This window comes from Caulobacter sp. UNC279MFTsu5.1, assembly GCF_900114015.1.
GTDB lineage: Bacteria > Pseudomonadota > Alphaproteobacteria > Caulobacterales > Caulobacteraceae > Caulobacter.
This window is the reverse complement of record NZ_FORN01000010.1, coordinates 87,754-107,566: the sequence shown is the minus strand read 5'-3', so window position 1 is coordinate 107,566 and position 19,813 is coordinate 87,754. Positions and strand designations below refer to the sequence as shown.

Sequence of the window (19,813 nt, the reverse complement as noted above, 5' to 3'; positions counted from 1 at the left end):
ATGACCATCCGTTTCGGCGTGAGCCCCATCGCCTGGATCAATGACGACATGCCCGAACTGGGCGGCGACACCCCGCTGGAGAGCGTGCTGGCCGACTGCCAGGCGATCGGTTTCGAGGGCGTCGAGTTGGGCGGGGTGTTCCCGCGCGACCCGGCGGTGCTGAAGCCGCTGCTGGACCGCTACGGCCTCGACCTGGTGGGCGGCTGGTACAGCGGCAACCTGCTGGTCCAGTCGGCCGACGACGAGATCGCGGCCCTACAACCCCACCTCAACCTGCTGAAGGCCATGGGCTGCTCCGTCTTCGTCCACGCCGAGACCAGCAACGCCATCCACGGCGACAAGTCCAAGGCGCTGTCGGCCACCCCTCGTCTCGACGCCGAGGGCTGGAAGGAATTCGGTGCGCGCCTGACGAAGGTGGCCGACTACACCGCCGCCCAGGGCCTGAAGTTCGCCTACCACCACCACCTCGGCACCGTGGTCGAGCGACCCGAGGACCTGGAGGCTTTCCTGGCCAATACCGGCCCGTCGGTCGGCCTGACCATCGACACCGGCCACGCGGCCCTGGGCGGCCTGGACCCGGTCTCGGTGATCCGCAGCCATCCCGAGCGCGTCGCCCACGTGCATTGCAAGGACATCCGCGGCGAGGTCTTCCGGAAGGTGATCACGCAGGATGGCGGCAGCTTTCTGCAGGGCGTGCTGGCCGGCATGTTCACCGTGCCGGGCGACGGCTCTTTGGACTACGCCGCCGTCATGCGGGCCCTGGCCGAGATCGGCTATTCCGGCTGGATCATCGTCGAGGCCGAGCAGGACCCGGCCATCGCCAACCCGCGCCAGTACGGCGAGGTCGGCCTGGCGACGCTGAAGAAGGAAGCCGCCGCCGCGGGCCTGAGGGCGGCGTGATGAGCAAGCTGCTCGTCCGCCCCCATGCCCCCGACGCCGACGGTTCGATCCTGGAGGTCACGCCCGAGAGCGCTGGGTGGACCCATGTCGGGTTCAAGGTCGTCAAGCTGGCGGCCGGCGAAACCTTCAATGGCGTCGATCCGGCCCGCGAGACCTGCGTCGTCATTCTGAGCGGGGCCGCCGAAGTCGGCGCCGGGAGCGTCTCGTTCGGCCGGATCGGCGGCCGCGCCAGCGTGTTCGAGGACAAGGCTCCGGGCGCGGTCTATGTCCCGGCCGCCACACCGTTCGTGGTGACCGCCGTCACCGACGTCGAGCTGGCGCTCTGCACGGCCCCCGGCAAGCCGGGAGGCCAGGCCCGTCTGATCGCGGAGGGCGACATGCCGCGCGAGACGCGGGGCAAGGGGACGAACACGCGGCTCGTCCGCAACATCCTGCCCGAAACGGCGCCGGCCGACGGCCTGCTGGTGGTCGAGGTGATCACCCCGGGCGGCCATTGGTCCAGCTATCCGCCGCACAAGCACGACACCGCGGCGGAGGGCGAGGAGACGGCGCTGGAGGAGACCTACTATCACCGCCTGAACCCGTCGCAGGGCTTCGCCTTCCAGCGCGTCTACACCGACGACCGCAGCCTGGACGAGACGATCTGCGTGCAGGACGGCGACGTGGTGATGGTGCCGCGCGGCTACCATCCGGTCGGCGCGCCGCACGGCTACGACCTCTACTATCTCAACGTCATGGCCGGGCCGCACCGGAAGTGGATCTTCCGCAACGACCCGGCCCACGACTGGATCATGCGGTAGGCCTGATCCGGTCCATCGATTAGCCAGAAGGAGCGCGTCATGCGCAGCATCCCCCACTTCGTTGGCGGCCGCGCCGTCGAGGGGGCGTCCGGCCGTTTCGGGGACGTCTTCGATCCCAACACCGGCAAGGTGCAGGCCAAGGTGGCCCTGGCCTCGGCCTCGGAACTGGATGCCGCCATCGCCAGCGCCAAGGCCGCTCAGCCGGCCTGGGCGGCGACCAATCCCCAGCGCCGCGCGCGGGTGATGTTCGAGTTCAAGCGCCTGCTGGAAATCCACATGGACGAACTGGCGCAGTTGCTGTCGTCCGAACACGGCAAGGTCATCGCCGATTCCAAGGGCGACATTCAGCGCGGTCTGGAAGTCATCGAGTTCGCCTGCGGAATTCCGCACCTGTTGAAGGGCGAATACACGCAAGGCGCGGGCCCCGGCATTGACGTCTATTCGATGCGCCAGGCCCTGGGCGTCGTGGCGGGGATCACCCCGTTCAACTTCCCGGCCATGATCCCGATGTGGATGTTCGGCCCGGCCATCGCCTGCGGCAACGCCTTCATCCTCAAGCCATCCGAGCGCGATCCGTCCGTGCCGGTGCGCTTGGCTGAGCTGATGATGGAGGCCGGCTTGCCGCCGGGGATCCTCAATGTCGTCCACGGCGACAAGGACTGCGTCGAGGCCATCCTCGACCATCCGGACATCAGGGCCGTCAGCTTCGTCGGCAGCTCGGACATCGCCCAGTCGGTGTTCCAGCGCGCGGGAGCGGCCGGTAAGCGCGTCCAGGCCATGGGCGGCGCCAAGAACCACGGGATCGTCCTGCCCGACGCCGATCTAGACCAGACGGCCGCCGACATCATCGGCGCGGCCTACGGCTCGGCCGGCGAGCGCTGTATGGCCCTGCCGGTGGTGGTGCCGGTCGGCGAGAAGACCGCCATCGCCTTGCGCGAGAAGCTGGTCGCGGCGATCAGCGGGCTTCGCGTCGGCGTCAGCACCGACCACGACGCCCACTACGGCCCGGTGGTCAGCGCCGCCCACAAGGCGCGGATCGAGAGCTACATCCAGATGGGCGTCGATGAAGGCGCCGAACTGGTCGTCGACGGCCGCGGCTTCTCCCTGCAAGGCCACGAGGACGGCTTCTTCGTCGGTCCGACCCTGTTCGACCACGTCAAGCCGACCAGTCGCTCCTACCACGACGAGATCTTCGGACCAGTGCTGCAGATGGTCCGCGCCCAGAGCCTGGAGGACGGGATCGGCCTGGCCTCGCGCCACCAGTACGGCAACGGCGTGGCGATCTTCACCCGCAACGGCGACGCCGCTCGCGAGTTCGCCGACCAGGTCGAGGTCGGCATGGTCGGAATCAACGTCCCGATTCCGGTGCCGGTCGCCTATCACAGCTTCGGCGGCTGGAAGCGCTCGGGCTTCGGCGACCTGAACCAGTACGGCCTGGATGGCGTGCGCTTCTACACGCGGACCAAGACCGTGACCCAACGCTGGCCCAAGGGCGGGGCGGTGTTGGACCAGAGCTTCGTGATCCCGACCATGCGGTGACGGACCGACCGTCGGATTTTCGGTCCCTTGATCCCAAGCCGGCGTTGGTCACGCCGAGGGGCGGATCGAGTCGAGGCCATCCGGGGGCTGGCGCGCCGGTTTGGAGCGAGCGGAAGGCCTTGGCCGGAGGCGGCGCTATCGCCTGTTTGTGGAGCTGCCCCGGGCGGCGCGGAAAGGTCGTAAAAGAGGCATTAAATTGGTATTATTGATCTTTGGGATGAAGCATGGTCATTTGATTTTATGTGGCTGAATTGTTTCGCAATTTCTTTTAAGGTGCTTTCTGGCGAAACATATGACCAATCGAACCAGCGCCCATGTTTCCATCACCGCCAAATTCCAAGCGGCATAAGGGGTTGCGCGCTTTGATCCTCCCAGGACCCCACCCTACGATGCCTTGGGAGCAGTCCATATAGGTCTCTAAATGGTCTGCTCGAAATGGCCGCGAAACGCGGCGTCAAGGCGGCGCGATTCATCGCGCCACCGACTTGAGGGGGATAATTGATAATGCGTTCCAAGTTCGCGCCCTTCGCATCCGCCAACAGGCGCAAAGCGTTCGTGCTCACCTTGCTGGCAGGCGCTTGCCTGGCCGGCGTCGCTTCGGCTCAGACGGCTCCAGCGGCTCCCGCCGACGCCATTGACGAAGTGGTGGTCACCGCCTTCCGCAAGAGCCTGGCGACCGCCCTGGACACCAAGCGCAAGGACATCCGGGTCTCGGACGGCATCTCGTCCGAGGACATCGGCAAGTTTCCGTCGGAAAACATCGCCGAAGCGATCCAGCGCATTCCAGGCGTGCAGATCTCCAACATCAACGGCCGCGGCTCGACGATCAGCATCCGCGGCCTGGGCCCGCAGTACGCGATGACGACGATCAACGGTCAGTCGTTCAAGAGCGCCAACTTCACCGACGGCTTCCGCTACGACGTGATCCAGACCGAACTGGCCTCGGCCATCCAGGTGATCAAGTCGCCGACCGCCGACATGGACGCCGGCGGCCTAGCCGGCACGGTCAACATCGACACCGTGCATCCGTTCGACGTCAAGGGCCGTCAACTGATCCTGGCCGGCAAGCTGCAGAAGCAGAACCTGGCCGATGGTGACCCGACCGGCAAGGTCGGCGCGACCTATGTCGACCACTTCCTCGACGGCAAGCTGGGGGTGTTCCTGGGCGCGGGCTACCAGGCGCTGAAGGACCGCGGCGACTACATGTGGATGGACCGCTGGATCGTCAACAGCGGCGTCTATACGCCCGGCCGCCTGCGTTTCCGTCGCATCGACCGCGACACCAAGCGCAGCATGGTCAACGGCGCCATCCAGTTCAAGCCGATCGACACCCTGCAGATCGACATGATCGCCACCTACGCCAAGGACAAGACCACCCAGGACCTGCATCAGCAGGTGTTCCTGTTCACCAGTCCTTCGGCCTCGAACGTGGTGACGCTGGCGTCGGCGAACAACACCTCCACCAAGGTGCAGATCAACAACTTCCGCTTGGAGAACAACCACCAGTTCGAGACCCGGCCGCAGTCGACCGGCGCCTTCACCACCGACTTCCATTGGACCGGCCTGGAGAACTGGGACTTCAAGGGCGTCGCGCACTATTCGCGCGGCCACGCGATCTTCAACGAGGAGGCGGCGATCCTCGGCGTGGTCGTTCCGTCGGCGACGCTGGACATCAGCGATCCCAAGAACATCGTCTTCGCGACGTCGAACGCCCTGACCGATGCAACGCAGTACGCGCCGGCCAATCTGTTCCGGAACAACTATCCGACAGGCGCCTACCGCACGATCGACTCCTACGAGGACGCCGCCCAACTGGATGTGAAACGCTATATCGACTACGGCGTCCTGGAATCGATCGCCGTCGGCGGCAAGTACCGCAAGGAAGTGCTCAAACGGCACGTCAACCGCTTCGACCGTCAGGACACCAACGTGCCGACGGCGTTCGCGCCCAGCCTGGCGACCACCGGCGTCGCCGTGTCGAACTTCCTGGATGGCGACATGACCATTCCGGGCGCCTGGATCTCGCCGAACATCCAGGCCTATCGCGACGCCTTGGCCAAAGAGGGCTACACGGTCTACGAGGCCTTCGACCCGCAGGGCAGCTACAACGTCAAGCGCGACCTGACTTCATTCTACGCGATGGCCAACCTGAAGGGCGAGCTCTTCTCGCTGCCGTTCCGCGGCAATGTCGGCGTCCGCCGAGAAAGCACCGACCAGACGGTCCATGGCTATGTCGCCGGCGCCGCCAACCCCAAGAACACCGAGGTCAAGCTGGTCGCCGGAACCTATTCGACGCCCAAGTCCTACGACAACATCCTGCCTTCGGCCAATTTCAGCGTCGACCTCACCGACAATCTGCTGCTGCGCTTCGCCGCCGCCAAGGTGCTGGTCCGTCCGATCATCGACTCCAGCAACCAACTGGCCACGACGGTCAGCACCACGACCGACAGCACCGGCCACAAGGTCACCACCGTGGCCCTGGGCCAGGGCTCGCTCAACCCGCTGACCGCCAACCAGATCGATGTCGGGCTGGAGTGGTACTACGGCGAGGGCAACGGACTGAGCGCGGGCTTCTTCAGCAAGAAGGTCAAGAACGGCACCTATACCTCGCTGGTCTGCCCGGCCGCCTACGAAGGCGTCAGCCTGTCCAAGGACTCCAGCGGCGTCTGCGTCTCCGGCGCCGGCGACACCTACTCGATCACCCAGCCCCTGAACGACGCCCGCGAAGTCACGATCAAGGGCTACGAACTGAACTGGCAACAATCGCTGGACGCCTGGCTGCCGATCGAGGGCTTCGGCTTCATCGCCAACTACACCCATGTCAGCCCGGCGACCTCGACGACCGGCTTCAAGCTGGCCAACCTGTCGGAGCATACGGCCAACGGCACGGTCTATTGGGAGAACCAGATCTTCAGCGCCCGCCTGTCGGCCAACTACCGCAGCGCCTACGACCAGACATCGGTGGAGAGCTTCTTCGCCGGCCCGCTGGGTCACACGGTCGCCTCGCGCACCCAGTTCGACCTGAACCTCGGCTATAACCTCAACGATCATCTGAGCTTCTCGTTCGCGGCGATGAATCTCAACAACGCCGAGGAGAAGGCCTACCTGATCGACAAGAGCCGCTGGCAGATGAGCTCGTCCACCGGTCCCAGCTACTACCTGTCCTTCCAGTACAAGATGTAGCGTTTCGAAGCTCTCCCCTAGACGCCGAATCCTCGGCGAAACGACTGGTCGCCGCCGGATTCCTGGGCGGCGACCAAACTTTTCGGTGTTCCAGATGTCCCGAGACCTGATGTCCATGGCGTCCAGCCCCTCCCGCCGCCAGGCGCTGCAGCAAGCCCTGGCCGCCGTCGCCGCACTGTCGACGCCGTCTATCGCCGCGGCGACCGACGACGACGCCGGCGCGCTCAAGGCGGCGCGGGCGGTGCTCGTTCGCCGTTTCGGTCCGCGCGCCGGACGGATCGACCTGGCGCTCGCGCCGCGCGCGACGGAGACCGCGCCGCCCTGGTACGCGGTGAAGGGCCAGGGAGGGCGGGTTCGCATCAGCGGCGACACGCCGATCGCCCTGACGCGCGGCGCCTACAGCTACCTGAAGTCCGTCGGCGCGGCGTCGGTCAGCTGGGAGGGGGACCGGGTGGCGCTGCCGGACCGTTTTCCCGACGCCGACACGGGAAGGCTCGCCACCCCGTTCGCGCACCGCGCCTACCTCAACACCTGCACCTACGGCTACACCACGCCCTGGTGGGGCTGGGCGCGCTGGAGCCGCGAGATCGACTGGATGGCGGTCCACGGCGTCGACATGCCGGTGGCCATGGAGGGCCAGGAATATGTCTGGCGGGCGCTGTGGCGCGAGTTCGGTCTGACCGAGGCCGAGCTGGCCGACTATTTCTCCGGCCCCGCCTTCACGCCCTGGCAGCGCATGGGCAACATCGAGGGCTACCGCGCGCCGTTGCCGACGGCCTGGATCGACAAGAAGAAGGACCTGCAGGTCAAGATCCTGGGGCGGATGCGGTCGCTGGGCATGACCCCGATCCTGCCGGCCTTCGGCGGCTACGTGCCCAAGGCCTTCGCCCAGAAGCACCCGAAGGCCCGCATCTACCGCATGCGGCCGTGGGAGGGCTTCCACGAGACCTACTGGCTGGACCCGGCCGACCCGCTGTTCGCCAAGATCGCCAGCCGCTTCCTGGCGCTGTACACCCAGACCTACGGGGCCGGGACCTACTATTTGGCCGACTCGTTCAACGAGATGCTGCCGCCGATCAACGCCGACGGCGCCGACGCCCGCGACGCGGCCTATGGCGACGGGACAGCCAACACGGCCGCGACCAAGGCCAAGGCCGAGATCGATCCGGCCCTGAAGGCCCAGCGCCTGGCCGCCTACGGCAAGGCGATCTACGACTCGATCCGTCAGGCGCGTCCCGACGCGGTGTGGGTGATGCAGGGCTGGCTGTTCGGCGCGGACTCCCATTTCTGGGACCCGCCGGCGATCTCGGCCTATCTGAGCCTGGTCCCCGACGACAGGCTGATGGTCCTGGACATCGGCAACGACCGCTATCCGGACGTCTGGAAGAACGCCAAGGCCTTTGGCGGCAAGCCCTGGATCTACGGCTATGTGCACAACTACGGGGGCAGCAACCCAGTCTACGGCGACCTCGACTACTACCGCCGCGACTTGACGGCCATCGCGGCCAATCCCGAGACGGGCAAGCTGGCGGGCTTCGGGATGTTCCCCGAGGGGCTGCACAACAATTCGATCGTCTACGAGGCCGTCTACGACCTGGCCTGGGGCGCGGGGCAGGGGTCCTTGTCGGCCTGGCTGTCGACCTACGCCCGCTCGCGCTACGGCGCCACCACGCAGCAGTTGGACGCCGCCATGGGCCAGCTGGTCCAGGCCGCCTATTCGACCCGCTACTGGTCGCCGCGCTGGTGGAAGAGCAAGGCCGGCGCCTATCTGTTCTTCAAGCGGCCGACGGCGACGATCGGCGAGTTCCCGGGCCATCCCGGCGACCGCGCCCAGCTGGACGCGGCGGTCCGCGCCCTGGTCGCCCAGGCGAGCGCCTTCGCCGACCAGCCCCTGTTCGTGCTGGACCTGGTCGACGCGGCCCGGCACCTGGCCAGCCTGCGGATCGACGGCCAGCTGCAGGCCGCCGTGGCCGCCTACCGCGCGGGCGACGTCGCCGCCGGCGACAAGGCGCGCGGCGAGGTCGAGGCCCTGGCCCTCTTGATCGACGCTTTGCTGGGCGTCCAGCCCGAGACCCTGGCCACCTGGATCGACGACGCCCGCGCCTATGGCGACACCCCGGCGGACGCCGCGGCCTATGTCGCCAACGCCAAGGCCCAGGTCACCGTCTGGGGCGGGGAGGGCAATCTCAACGACTATGCGTCCAAGGCCTGGCAGGGGCTCTATCGCGACTTCTACCTGCCGCGCTGGTCGCGGTTCCTGGACGCGCTGAAGGCGGCCGGGACCGGCCCCTTCGACGAGGCCGCCGTCACCCGCGACGGCGTCGCCTGGGAGCGCGCCTGGGTCGCCGCCGACACCGTCTATCGCCGCCAGCGGCCGGCCGATCCGATCGGGGGCGTCAAGGCCCTGCTCGCTCGCCTGGACCAAACCCAAGGAAAGAACGGATGACCAAGCCCGCCGCGCGCTTTCTGTCCCTCGACGTCTTCCGGGGCCTGACGATCTGTCTGATGATCGTCGTCAATACGGCCGGCCCCGGGGCCAAGGCCTACACCCAGCTGGTCCACGCGCCGTGGTTCGGGTTCACGGCGGCCGACGCGGTGTTTCCCTCGTTCCTGTTCGCGGTCGGCTGCTCGATGGCCTTCGCCTTCTCGCGGCCGATCCCGGTCGGTGACTTCATGGCCAAGGTGCTGCGGCGCACGGCCCTGATCTTCCTGCTGGGCTTCCTGATGTATTGGTTCCCGTTCGTCCATAAGGTCGACGGACACTGGGCGCTGAGTCCGTTTGCCAACACCCGGGTGATGGGCGTCCTGCAGCGCATCGCCCTCTGCTACATGCTGGCGGCCTTCGCCGTGCGCTGGCTGTCGCCGCGCCTGATCGTCGTGCTGTCGATCGCGCTGCTGCTGGGCTACTGGGCGATCCTGCTGGCCTTCGGCGATCCGGCGGCGCCGCTGTCGAAACTGGGCAACGCCGGCACCCATCTGGACCTGATGCTGATCGGCCAGAACCACCTCTATCGCAAGGACGGCGGCTTCGATCCCGAAGGCCTGCTGGGAACCCTGCCGTCGACGGTCAACGTGCTGGCCGGCTATCTGGCCGCCCGGTTCCTGAAGAACACGCCCGATGCGCGCCGGGCCACGCTCCGCATGGCCGTGGCCGGCGCGGTCCTGATCGCTGGCGGCCTCGCCTGGGGACTGGCCTTCCCGATCGCCAAGAAGCTGTGGACCAGCAGCTTCGTCCTGCTGACCGTCGGCATCGACCTGGTGCTGCTGGCGGCCCTGACCGCCGTGCTGGAGGGACGGGCGCCCAATGCGGCGACGCGTTTCTTCCAGGTGTTCGGCCTCAATCCGCTGGTGATCTACCTGTTCTCGGAGCTGTTCGTGACCGTGCTGGGCATGGTCGAGGTCGCGCCGGGCGTGGGGCTGTACGAGTGGGTCGGGATCCATGTGTTCCAGGCGCTGACGCCGGGCGCGCTGGGCTCGCTGCTGTGCGCGATCGCCTACATGCTGGTCTGCTGGCTGCTGGGCTATGTCATGGACCGTCGCGGGATCGTGGTGAAGCTCTAGCCCAGCGCGGCCAGGACCGTCTCGGCCACGGCCGCCGCCTGGCCGCGGATGTCGGGAACGGCGGTGATTTCCCATGAGGCGCCGCGCGTGGCGGGACCGACGCTCAGCAGGGTCGGCGAGGCCCGGCCGGAGACGTCGCGCAGCCGGCCGTCGTGGTCCACGTCGAAGCCCAGGCGCAGCGGATCGGGGTGGGCCAGGCCACGCCGGACCAGGTTCTGGATCAGAGGATCGGTCGAGGTCAGCACGTCGCCGGCCGGGCCGGTGCAGTTGATCACCGTGGCCGCGCGGAAGACATAGCCGCCGTTCTCGCCGCGGCCGCGCCCGCGCCAGCGGCACAGGGCGAAGCCGTCGGCCTCGAGCCTGAGGCTGCGGATCTTGCCGGCCGCCAGCGCCAGTTGGCCCGTCGCGCGCATGGCCGCGATCCGGCGCGCGACGAGCGGGGCCAGGCGGTGGCGGTGGATGTCCCAGAACGGGCGGGCGTGGCGCAGGAAGGCCTGCCTCTGGGGTGGCGACCAGCTGCGCCAGAGGGCCTGGGCCGCCGGCCGCGTGGCGTCGATGGCCGTGCGCCAGCCGTGCTCGGCCGCGGCGGTTCGCAGCCAGCCGAAAACCTCCAGCGGCGAGAGGTCGTTCGCCGGCGGGGCGGGCAGGATCAGCGGCGGGGCGCCGTCGTGCTCCAGCGGGGTCAGGCCCCGGCGGGACAGCGCCAGCATGGGGCGGCCGGGCTGGGCGTCGTTCAGGGAGAGGGCCATGTCGACCATGGTCAGGCCCGTGCCGATCAGCAACACCGGCCCGGACGGCAGCTCGGTCGCGTCCCAGCGCCAGGGATCGGCGACATAGGCGTTCGAGGCCGCGAAGGTCTCGTCAATCCCCGGCGGCCGCGCGGGCGGCGGATTGCCGAGGGCCAGGACGACGGCGCGAGCCGTGACACTGCGGCCCATGGCGCATTGCAGCCGCCAACCCTCGCCGTCCGGCTCGATCCCCGTGACGGCGTCCGGCGTCACGACGAGACGGCCGGCGCCGGCGGGACCTTCGGCGATGTCGGTCACCAAGCTCTGCAGGTAGCGACCGTAGTCGGCGCGGGTGGCGAAGTCGGCGGGACCGAGGCCGAGCCTTTCGCGGCGCAGCCATTCCACGAAATGGTTCGGATCGTCCGGCCAGGCGCTCATGTTGCCCGCCCGGACGTTCAGCCGATGGCCGGGATTGTGGCTCGCATAGGCCGCGCCCAGGCCGATGGGCGTGTGGCGCTCGAACAGGACGATCCTGGCTTCGGCCGATCGTCGCAGGATGTTGAGGGCGGTCATGACGCCGCTGAACCCCGCGCCGACCACGGCGATGACAGGCGCTGGCGCTTGCGGCATGCGTAAACTCTATAACAATGATAGGGATTTGTCGGCGATCCCTTGTCGCTTGGCAAGCCGCCTCGGCGTTCCGTGAAAAATCAGAATCTGGGGCGGTTCCCGTACCGCGCGGTTCGCTCTAGGCCAGCGCCCCGCATGCCGCGCAGAACGCCTCCAAATCAGCCTCATCGTGATAGATCGAGAGGCCAATCCGCAGCACGTCGTCGCGCACGTCCACGACCACGCCCTTTTCCCCCAGCGCCTGTTTCCATGCCTGGGCGGAGGGATGGCGCAGGGCCAGAAAGCGGGCTTGCGGACCTTCGCCCGGCGGGTTCAGCACCACCGTGTCCTTCAGCGGCCCCGCCTCGCCGGCGGCGATCCGGGCGAGCAGGCTTCGCTGCAGGCCGGCCACGTGGCCGGCGATCGCCGCCGTGGTCAGGCCTTCGGCTTCCAGCATCCGTCCCGCCGCCACGAAGCGGTAGAGGCCCGACGGATCGAAGGTGGCGCCAAGGAAGCGGCCGGCGTCGCGCGCATAGCCCACCCCGCCGGGCGGACCTTCCAGGTCGCCGAACTCGGCGTACCAGCCGGTCAGGACCGGGCGCGGGCCGAAGCCCGGCGGCGCATGCAGGAACGCGGCCCCTTCGCCCGCCATGGCGTACTTGTAGCCGCCGGCCAGGTAGAAGACCCGGTCGGCCACGGCCGCGAGGTTGGTCGGGACGGCCCGGAAGCCGTGATAGCCGTCGATCACCACCCAGGGGGCCTCGGGCCGGGCCAGGTCGGCCAGCTCCCAGACGCGGTCGAAGACCAGGCCGCTCTTGAAGAAGACGTGGCTGACGAAGATTAGGTCGAAATCGCCGTCGCGCGCGGTCGTCAGGAACCGCTCGGCGAAATCCCCATGTTGGCTGTTTGGCGCGTCGCTCTCGACCAGGGTCAGCGCGATCTCGCCGGCCTCGACCCAGCGCCGGGCCTGGCGGCGAAACGAATGGAACTCGCCGTCGGTCGACAGCACCCGGACGGGCCGGCGGTCGATCGCCGATTTCAGCGCCGCCAGCAGGGTGTGGGTGTTGGGCGCGAAGACCAGGCTGTCGGGCGAGGGCAGGGAGAGCTCGCCGGCGACCAGGGCCTGGGCGGCCGGATAGACCTGGCCCAGCGCCTTGTCCCACTTGTGGTCGGCCAGGAGAGCGGCGTCCTTCCAGGCTTCGACCTGGGCGGCCAGGGTGGCGTCGGGCCAGAGATGATGGCTGTGGGCGGCCATGTGCAGCCGCCCCGGCGCGGCCGCCAGGGCCCGCGAGAACAGGTCCTTGCGGGCGGCGCTCACAGCTTGGTTCTCAGCGACCACAGCTCGGGAAAGGCTCGCCGGCGCAGGGTCGAGGCCAGGTAGCCGACGCCGTCGGTGCCGCCGGTGCCCGGCCGGCCGCCGATGATCCGCTCGACGGTCAGTACGTGCTTGTGGCGCCAGGTGACCAGGGCGTCGTCCAGGTCGACCAGCTTCTCGGCCAGCTGGTACAGCTCCCAATAGCGCTGGGTGTCGCGATAGACCTCCAGCCAGGCGGCCTCCACCTCGGGCGAGGGGGCGTAGGTCTGGGCGAAGTCGCGGTTCAGCACCGTGTTCGGCACGGCCAGCCCCGCCTTGGGCAGCTGGGCGATGGCGACGTCGTAGAGGCTGGGCGCCGCCAGGGCCGCCCGCAGCTGCGCCAGGGCGTCCGAGCCCTCGGCGTGGAACTTCAGGAAGCTCTGGTCCTTCATGCCCAGCAGGTATTCCAGGGTGCGGAACTGGTGCGACTGGAAGCCCGAGCTGGAGCCCAGCTCGCCGCGGAAGCTGAGGTAGTCGGCCGGGGTCATGGTCGCCAGCACGTCCCACGACAAGGTCATCACCGTCTGGATCCGTGACACCCGCGCCAGGGCCTTGTAGGCCGGCTCGACGTCGCCTTCCGCGATCAACTGCTTGGCCAGGAGCACCTCGTGGATGATCTCCTTGAGCCACAGCTCCTTGGTCTGGTGGATGACGATGAACAGCAGTTCGTCGTGACGGTCGCTCAGCGGCTGCTGGGCCGCGAGCAACTGATCCAGCGCGAGGTAGCGCGCGTAAGTCATGTCTTGCGTCATGAAGCGACCCTAGGCGGTTCCCGGCGGCACGTTTGTCCTCGTTTGCCCGCGGATTGTTCCCAGGCGCGGAATGATGTTCCGCAGCGTCCCCCCGGGGCGGAACGAATGCCCGTCCTTGACCGCTTCGGTCCGCCGTTCGAAACTTTCCAACCTATCCGTGTGTCGCGCGTTAGGCTTTGTGATGGCGTGAGGAGCGCGGACTTGGGGAAACACGGATTTGGCTGGCGGTCGTCCCAGAATCCGGACGTGTTTGGGGCGAAGCCGGCGCGAAAGCGGTGGGGCGAGGCCCGGTGGGCCATCGTTCCGGCCGTCGCTGAGTCGCCAGGGCTGAAAGGGGAGGCGGCGATGCGAACGACGTCTTGGAGACGATTGGCGACGATCCGCATCCTGGGCGCGGCTGGGATGGCGACGATCGCCACCGCCGTCCAGGCCCAGACGCCGATCGACTTGGCCCAGGCGCCCATCGACCTGGCCTCTCTCTCGATCGAGGAACTGGGCCAGATCCAGGTGACGTCCGTCTCCAAGCGCCCCGAAGCTGTCCGGGAGGCCCCGTCGGCGATCTATGTCATCACCCACGACGACATCGCCCGGTCGGGCGCGCGCACCATCCCGGAAATGCTGCGCCTGGCGCCCAACCTCCAGGTGCAGCAGGACACCGCCAGCCGATATGTGATCACCGCCCGCGGCTTCAGCGGCAACGAGGATGCGCAGAACTTCTCCAACAAGCTGCTGGTGCTGATCGACGGGCGCAGCGTCTACACGCCGATGTTTTCCGGCGTCTATTGGGACATGCAGGACGTCCTGCCGGAAGATGTCGATCGCATCGAGGTGGTCAGCGGGCCGGGCGCGACCCTTTGGGGCGCCAACGCCGTCAATGGGGTGATCAACATCGCCACGCGCAAGTCGAGCGAGACCCAGGGCGGCTTGCTGGTGGTGGGCGGCGGTAGTCGCGAGCGTTCGGCCAGCCTGCGCTACGGCGGCCGGCTGGGCGAGGCCGTGACCTATCGCGTCTATGCCCGCGCCCAGAAGATCGGGAGCACCGAGACCCTGGCCGGAGCTTCGGCGGGGGACAGCTGGTCGCGGGCGCAGGGCGGTTTCCGCCTCGACTGGACCCCCGGTTCCAGCGACGTCCTGACGCTGCAGGGCGATCTCTACGACGGAAAATCCAACGACGACCTGGCCGGCCGCAACCTGCTCGCGCGCTGGATCCGTGTCGGGCAGGGCGGCGCGGAACTGCAGGTCCAGGCCTATTACGACCGCGCCGAACGCCATGGCGTCCTGACGGTCGACACCTACGATATCGACGTGCGCCACAGCTTCAGCCTCGGCGCCCGGCAGGCGGTGGTCTGGGGCGGAGGATTCCGTCACAGCCCCTACAAGCTGGGCGGTTCGCCGACCTTTTTCTTCGTCCCCACCAAAGGGACCCTCAACCTTTCCAACCTGTTCGTCCAGGACAGCGTCACCCTGACGACGTCCACCACCTTGACCGTGGGGCTGAAGATCGAGAACGACCCCTATCTCGACGCCGAGCCGTTGCCGAGCCTGCGGCTGTCCTGGACGCCCACCGACAAGGCGATGGTCTGGGCGGCGGCGTCGAAGGCGGTGCGATCGGCCACGCCGTTCGATCGGGACGTCGTCGAATATCTGGGCAACATCCGGTTCCTGACCGGCGGTGGAACCTTCCAGTCCGAAAAGCTGACGGCCTACGAGGTCGGCGCGCGGATCCAGCCCTCCGACAGGGCCTCGTTCTCGGTCTCGACCTACTACAACGTCTATGACGACCTGCGCAGCATCGAGGCCGACCCGGTCACCTTCCTGCCGCTCCACTGGGGCAACGGCATGGAGGGCCATACCTATGGCCTGGAGGCCTGGGGCGAATATCGCGTCGCCCCGTGGTGGCGACTGGTGGGCGGATACAGCTGGCTCGAGAAGCGCCTGAAGTTCAAGCCGGACTCCAGCGGTCCGCTGCTGCTGGGCGTCAAGCAAGCCGGCGACGATCCCGAGCACCAAGCGTCGCTGAAATCGTCGATGGATCTGGGGCGGGCGGTGACGTTGGACGCGGCCGTCCGCTATGTCGGCGCCCTGCCGGATCCGCGCCTGCCGTCCTATGTGGAGCTCGGCGCCAGCGTCGCCTGGAACATCTCCGACCGGGTGCAGTTGTCCCTGTCCGGGGCCAACCTGCTGCACGAGCGGGTCCAGGAGTTCCCAAACGGCGCGGCGATCCCCAGGAGCGTCTATGCGGACCTGCGGTGGCGGTTCTAAACACCTTGCCGAGCCGCGCCCAACTCGCTGGCCAGGGCTTCGATCGCATAGGGCTTGGGCAGGACGCGGAAGCCGGCCTGGGCGGCGGCCGTGGCGGCCTCGCTGAAGCCGGTCGTCAGGACGACGGGCAGGCTGGGATATTTCTGGCTGACCGCCCGCGCCAGGTCCATGCCCCCCATTCCGCCGGGCATGACCATGTCCGAGAACACGATGTCGAAGTCGCTGCGCTGCTTGAGCATCCGTAGCGCCGCCGCGCCGCTGTCGACGCGGGTGGGCTGATAGGCCAGGGACTGGAGCATCTCCAGCACGACCATGGCGACATTGTCGTCGTCTTCGACCAGCAGCACCCGGCCCTGGTTCTCGGACGCGGTCGGTCGCGCGCTCGAGGGCGTCGCGACCGGCGCGGCCTTGTCCGAGCGGGGCAGGAACAGGGAGATGACCGTTCCCAGTCCTGGCGCGCTTTCGATCCGGACGTCGCCGCCGGACGCCCGCGTGAAGCCGTAGACCTGGCTGAGCCCCAGGCCTGTCCCGCGGCCCACCTCCTTGGTGGTGAAGAACGGTTCGAAGGCCCGGGCGATGTGTTCGGCGGGCATGCCCACGCCGTCGTCGATGATCGACAGGCGAACGAAGTCGCCAACCAGTTCGCCCTGCGCCAGATCGGGCTGGTTCTCGGCGACGATCGTCAGCGTACCGCCCTTGGCCATGGCGTCGCGCGCGTTGACCGCGATGTTCAGCAGCGAGACCTCCAACTGCGTCGAATCCACTTCGATGGGCCACAGGTCCTTGGCCAGTCGCAGTTCCACGGCGATGTCCTCGCGCAGCGACCGTTCGAGCAGGATCGACAGATCGGGGATGCGCTTGGACAGGTCGACGATCTCGGGCTTCAACGGCGAGCGGCGGGAGAAGGCCAGCAGCTTGCCGGTCAATTCGGCGCCCCGATCCAGGGCCTGGCGGACCGCGCCGGCGAACCGCTGGCGCTTCACCGGGTCATCGGACTTTTCCAGGATGTCCAGACCGCCCGAGGCGACCATCAGCAGGTTGTTGAAATCGTGGGCCAGGCCGCCGGTCAGCTTGCCGATCGCCTCCATCTTCTGTCCCTGGCGCAGCGCTTCCTCGGCCCGCTCGCGTTCCTGAATATGGATCTGCAGGGCGTTGTTGGCCTCGCCCAGGGCCTGGGCCCGCTCTTCCAGCCGAGCGTTCGCCCGCCGAAGCAGAGTCTGTCCCGCGCCGAGCACGCCGACCAGCAGGGCGGCCATGACCAGCAGCAGGCCGACGCCGGCGTATCGCGCCAGGCGCCGGGGCAGGGGCTCCACTACGGTGCGCATATAGACCGAGCCCATGACGCTCTGGCCCTGCCGAACCGGCGCGGTCACGACGATGTATCGGCTGTCGGAGGCGGGAGAGCTTGCCGCGACGGCCGGGGGCGGGGGCGCGTTCGGTCGCGCGTGACCGGCCAGCAGGCGGCCCTGGATGTCATAGACGCCCGCGGCCTCCACCTCGGGATTGGCGCTCAGCGCCTCGACATATTCCTGGGCGACCTTGCGATCATCGAAAGCCAGAGCCGCGGTCACGCTGGCCGCGAGGATCTGGGCCTGGACGGCGACTTCCTGGGTCTTCTGCGCCCGGAAGGTTCGCTCGTTGTAGAACCCCATCACCAGGCCCATGGCCACCAGCGCCAGGGCGGCGGCGATGGCCAGGCCGCCGAACGCGAAGCCGGAGCGCCCATGGCGCGGCTGGAACCCATCGGGCCGGGTCATGGGTTGGGTCCATCTCTTACTGACAGCGCCAAGCTCAGGAGCTTGGCGCTGATGGTCAAACCGTTCTGGGCGGCGGCCGCGAGGTCGATGGTGAAACGGACGCGACCCTCCTTGACGACGAACTGGACGATGCTCCCGCGCGCCTCCGAGGCCTCGGTGATCGTCAGGCTCGGCGAGCCCTTCACCAACTGCAGGGCGCTGGCGACCGACTGGCGTTTCGAGCCGGCGATGTAGAGAACCTGGCAGCCCGACGACTTCGACACCGTCGCGATGCGGCGCACGGCCAGCGGACGCCCATCGACCTGCTGGTTCTGCGCTGCCTGATCCAAGGCCGCGCCGAAGGGGTCGTCGCCGACCACGCAGAGATTGACCGGCGCGCCCGGAGCCGGCAGCGACCCCGCGGGCCAGTCCACGAACGAGACAAGCTTGTAGAGGTAGGCCGCCTTCACCTGATATTCGAGGGGCGCCGCGTTGGCCGCGGACCACGACAGCGTCAGGCCGAGCACGGTGAGAGCGACCAACTCCCGCCGCCATGGGACGCGACGATGTCCAGGACGCGGCGCCGCGGCCCGCATCAGGCCGCCTTGCCGACGCCAGCCGTACGCAGCGGCGCATCGCAATCAAGGTCAGCGGGGAAAGTCATCCGCAAGGACGCCCTGGCTTGCCGGTGAAGGTCGTCGCGGACATCGAACACAACCTCATGGCGACCTCCTTGAACATCGAGATTTGCCCCGTCTGGCATGGCCGCGTTTGGCTCGCGTGGAAGTCTAATGCGGCGGGCCGCTCCATGGATACACGCTATAGTAAAGTTTCTTGAGGGGCTCCAGGCGGGAGCCTGTGGCGATGGATGCCAAGGAGCGCGATTTTCGGGCTCATAGGCCGTGGAGCGCCCGTCCGGCACGGAACGCGTCTGCACGCCTGTGGCGATCTGACGCAGGATCTCCTGGGCGCTTCAGGGCGCGGATTGCTGTCCGATACGCCTGGCGGCGGCCCTAGGAGGCTCGGCGATATGAGCGCAGGCCGGTGTTCCAGCCCAGGTCCTCGGCGGACCTCATGACACGATAGCGGACGCCTTCTTCCACGAAGCGAAACCCAGCCTCGCTTTCGCTTCTCCAGACCAGGGCCGCGCGGTGGCTGAGGCCTGTCCCCGGATCGACCAGGACGACATGGGCCGGAAGTTCAGCGCCCCTGCCAATGAAGATCCGCGCCCCGCCGTCGGAGACGTCGACGAGGCGGCACCTTCGCGCGACAGCGCCGTCGCCGACATAGACCGGGCTCTGGTCGCTGTAGCGGGGATGCCCGCGACGGTCGGCGCCGTCTGGGCTGGAATCGATGAGCGATCTCATGACCCAAACGCTAGGCGCGGATCGTTAATCGGGTTTAGCGCTCAGGTTGCGGCGTGTTGTCTCACTCGCTCATTTGAGCGACGGTCGTCGGAGGTCCGCGGTTCAGGTGTGGATCAGATAGCCCGCTTCCGGTGTCTGAGCGAATTGCAGCGCCTGGCCGATCTCGCGGGCCAGCGCGTCGATTTCCGCGGCGGCGGGGGAGGCGGGCTCTACGTCCGACACAGCACGGCCGAGCTCGGTCGCGCGGCCGAACACCGCGCGGGACCGGACGATGGCCTCGGCGATCGGCAGGCGCAGCAGGGCCAGCGCCTCCAGGGCCTTCAGGACGACGCCGCTTTCGACGCCGCTTCGGGCCGGCGGCGCCTGGTTGAGGACCACGAGCGCGGGCCTGCGCAGCTGACGGACCATCTGGGCCGTGACGGCTGCGGCGGCGATATCGAGATAGGTCGGACGGACGACCAGCAGCGCCAGGTCGGCGGCCGAGATCGCCGCGGCGACATCCTCCTTCATCGAGCCGGGCGTATCGACGACCAGGCATTGCAGTCCGCGCCGCGCCAGGCCGGTCTTGAGCATCGGAAGCTTCGAGCCGGTGGAGCGCACGACCTCGACGGTCGGATCGCGCCGATCCAGGACAAGGGCCGACGAAGCCTGGGGATCGATGTCGGCCAGAACCAGTGTCCGCGCCTTGGCCCAGCTCAGCGCCAGTTGCACGGCCAGGGTCGACTTGCCCGAGCCGCCCTTCAGATTGACCACCGCCACTGTCCGCAATCTGTCCCCCAGCCCGCCGCGAAAGGACGTTCGCTCGGGCCAGGCGAAGAACCGGCGCTCGAATTCCGACGTCGAGCGGTCTTAGTACGGGACCTGGCGGGCCGACTGTAAAAGACTGTGACGCGGCGCGATGGACGTTCCGGGTCCGGATCGACGCGGCCGAGGCTTGACCGCGAAGCCGGCGCACATCTGCTATGGTGATCGGGGCGCCGCCGTCACCGCGCGCCGGGGTGCGCGTTAAAGCTTCACGCAAG

At 68.0% G+C, this 19,813-nt stretch carries 14 protein-coding genes; 7 read left to right on the top strand and 7 right to left on the bottom strand.

Annotated elements, in window-relative coordinates:
- The 6 genes from iolE to BM066_RS08190 all read left to right on the top strand — a co-directional run bounded on the left by iolE (position 1) and on the right by BM066_RS08190 (position 9,983).
- Positions 1–900: a myo-inosose-2 dehydratase gene (gene iolE, locus BM066_RS08215; RefSeq protein ID WP_029669142.1), complete on the top strand. Its 900-nt coding sequence runs from the start codon at positions 1–3 to the stop codon at positions 898–900.
- Positions 897–1,700 carry a 5-deoxy-glucuronate isomerase gene (gene iolB, locus BM066_RS08210; protein ID WP_177218405.1) on the top strand — a complete coding sequence of 268 codons (804 nt, stop codon included), beginning with the start codon at positions 897–899 and terminating at the stop codon, positions 1,698–1,700. Before iolE ends, iolB begins: the two co-directional genes overlap by 4 nt.
- 39 nt (positions 1,701–1,739) lie before the next feature.
- Positions 1,740–3,239 (top strand): CoA-acylating methylmalonate-semialdehyde dehydrogenase, encoded by a 1,500-nt coding sequence (locus tag BM066_RS08205; RefSeq protein ID WP_089926155.1) that lies wholly within the window; start codon positions 1,740–1,742, stop codon positions 3,237–3,239.
- Between the two features lie 504 nt (positions 3,240–3,743).
- The gene (locus BM066_RS08200) at positions 3,744–6,422 is read left to right on the top strand and encodes a TonB-dependent receptor (RefSeq protein ID WP_089926151.1); all 2,679 of its coding nucleotides are present in this window, start codon (positions 3,744–3,746) and stop codon (positions 6,420–6,422) included.
- A 109-nt stretch (positions 6,423–6,531) separates the two neighbouring features.
- On the top strand, positions 6,532–8,868 hold the full coding sequence (locus BM066_RS08195; protein WP_089926147.1) for an alpha-N-acetylglucosaminidase: 2,337 nt from the start codon (positions 6,532–6,534) through the stop codon (positions 8,866–8,868).
- A complete protein-coding gene (locus BM066_RS08190; protein ID WP_089926144.1) occupies positions 8,865–9,983 on the top strand; it encodes an acyltransferase family protein in 1,119 nt (372 codons plus the stop codon). The genes BM066_RS08195 and BM066_RS08190 overlap by 4 nt, the downstream gene beginning before the upstream one ends.
- Here the strand turns inward: BM066_RS08190 and BM066_RS08185 are convergent.
- The 3 genes from BM066_RS08185 to BM066_RS08175 all read right to left on the bottom strand — a co-directional run bounded on the left by BM066_RS08185 (position 9,980) and on the right by BM066_RS08175 (position 13,426).
- Positions 9,980–11,341, bottom strand: coding sequence for an FAD/NAD(P)-binding protein (locus tag BM066_RS08185; protein ID WP_089926141.1), 1,362 nt, complete (start codon positions 11,339–11,341; stop codon positions 9,980–9,982). The two genes, BM066_RS08190 and BM066_RS08185, sit on opposite strands and share 4 nt — an antisense overlap.
- Before the next feature lie 118 nt (positions 11,342–11,459).
- Positions 11,460–12,659, bottom strand: a complete 1,200-nt coding sequence (locus BM066_RS08180) for an aminotransferase class V-fold PLP-dependent enzyme (RefSeq protein ID WP_089926138.1) — start codon at positions 12,657–12,659, stop codon at positions 11,460–11,462.
- Positions 12,635–13,426, bottom strand: coding sequence for a tryptophan 2,3-dioxygenase (locus BM066_RS08175; RefSeq protein ID WP_089926135.1), 792 nt, complete (start codon positions 13,424–13,426; stop codon positions 12,635–12,637). Before BM066_RS08175 ends, BM066_RS08180 begins: the two co-directional genes overlap by 25 nt.
- 345 nt (positions 13,427–13,771) lie before the next feature.
- Between BM066_RS08175 and BM066_RS08170 the strand changes: the two genes are divergently transcribed.
- Complete coding sequence (locus BM066_RS08170) at positions 13,772–15,688, top strand: TOL_0244 family TonB-dependent receptor (RefSeq protein WP_089926132.1); 1,917 nt, start codon at positions 13,772–13,774, stop codon at positions 15,686–15,688.
- On the opposite strand, the gene BM066_RS08165 is transcribed toward BM066_RS08170, so the two are convergent.
- The 4 genes from BM066_RS08165 to BM066_RS08150 form a co-directional block, all read right to left on the bottom strand.
- The gene (locus BM066_RS08165) at positions 15,685–17,445 is read right to left on the bottom strand and encodes an ATP-binding protein (protein ID WP_089926129.1); all 1,761 of its coding nucleotides are present in this window, start codon (positions 17,443–17,445) and stop codon (positions 15,685–15,687) included. The two genes, BM066_RS08170 and BM066_RS08165, sit on opposite strands and share 4 nt — an antisense overlap.
- Positions 17,442–17,966: a TOL_0243 family YfiR-like periplasmic protein gene (locus BM066_RS08160; protein ID WP_177218404.1), complete on the bottom strand. Its 525-nt coding sequence runs from the start codon at positions 17,964–17,966 to the stop codon at positions 17,442–17,444. The genes BM066_RS08165 and BM066_RS08160 overlap by 4 nt, the downstream gene beginning before the upstream one ends.
- 471 nt (positions 17,967–18,437) lie before the next feature.
- Positions 18,438–18,791: a PilZ domain-containing protein gene (locus BM066_RS08155; RefSeq protein WP_089926122.1), complete on the bottom strand. Its 354-nt coding sequence runs from the start codon at positions 18,789–18,791 to the stop codon at positions 18,438–18,440.
- 102 nt (positions 18,792–18,893) lie between these two features.
- Positions 18,894–19,550, bottom strand: a complete 657-nt coding sequence (locus BM066_RS08150; protein WP_255367521.1) for a ParA family protein — start codon at positions 19,548–19,550, stop codon at positions 18,894–18,896.
- Between the last annotated feature and the right edge of the window lie 263 nt (positions 19,551–19,813).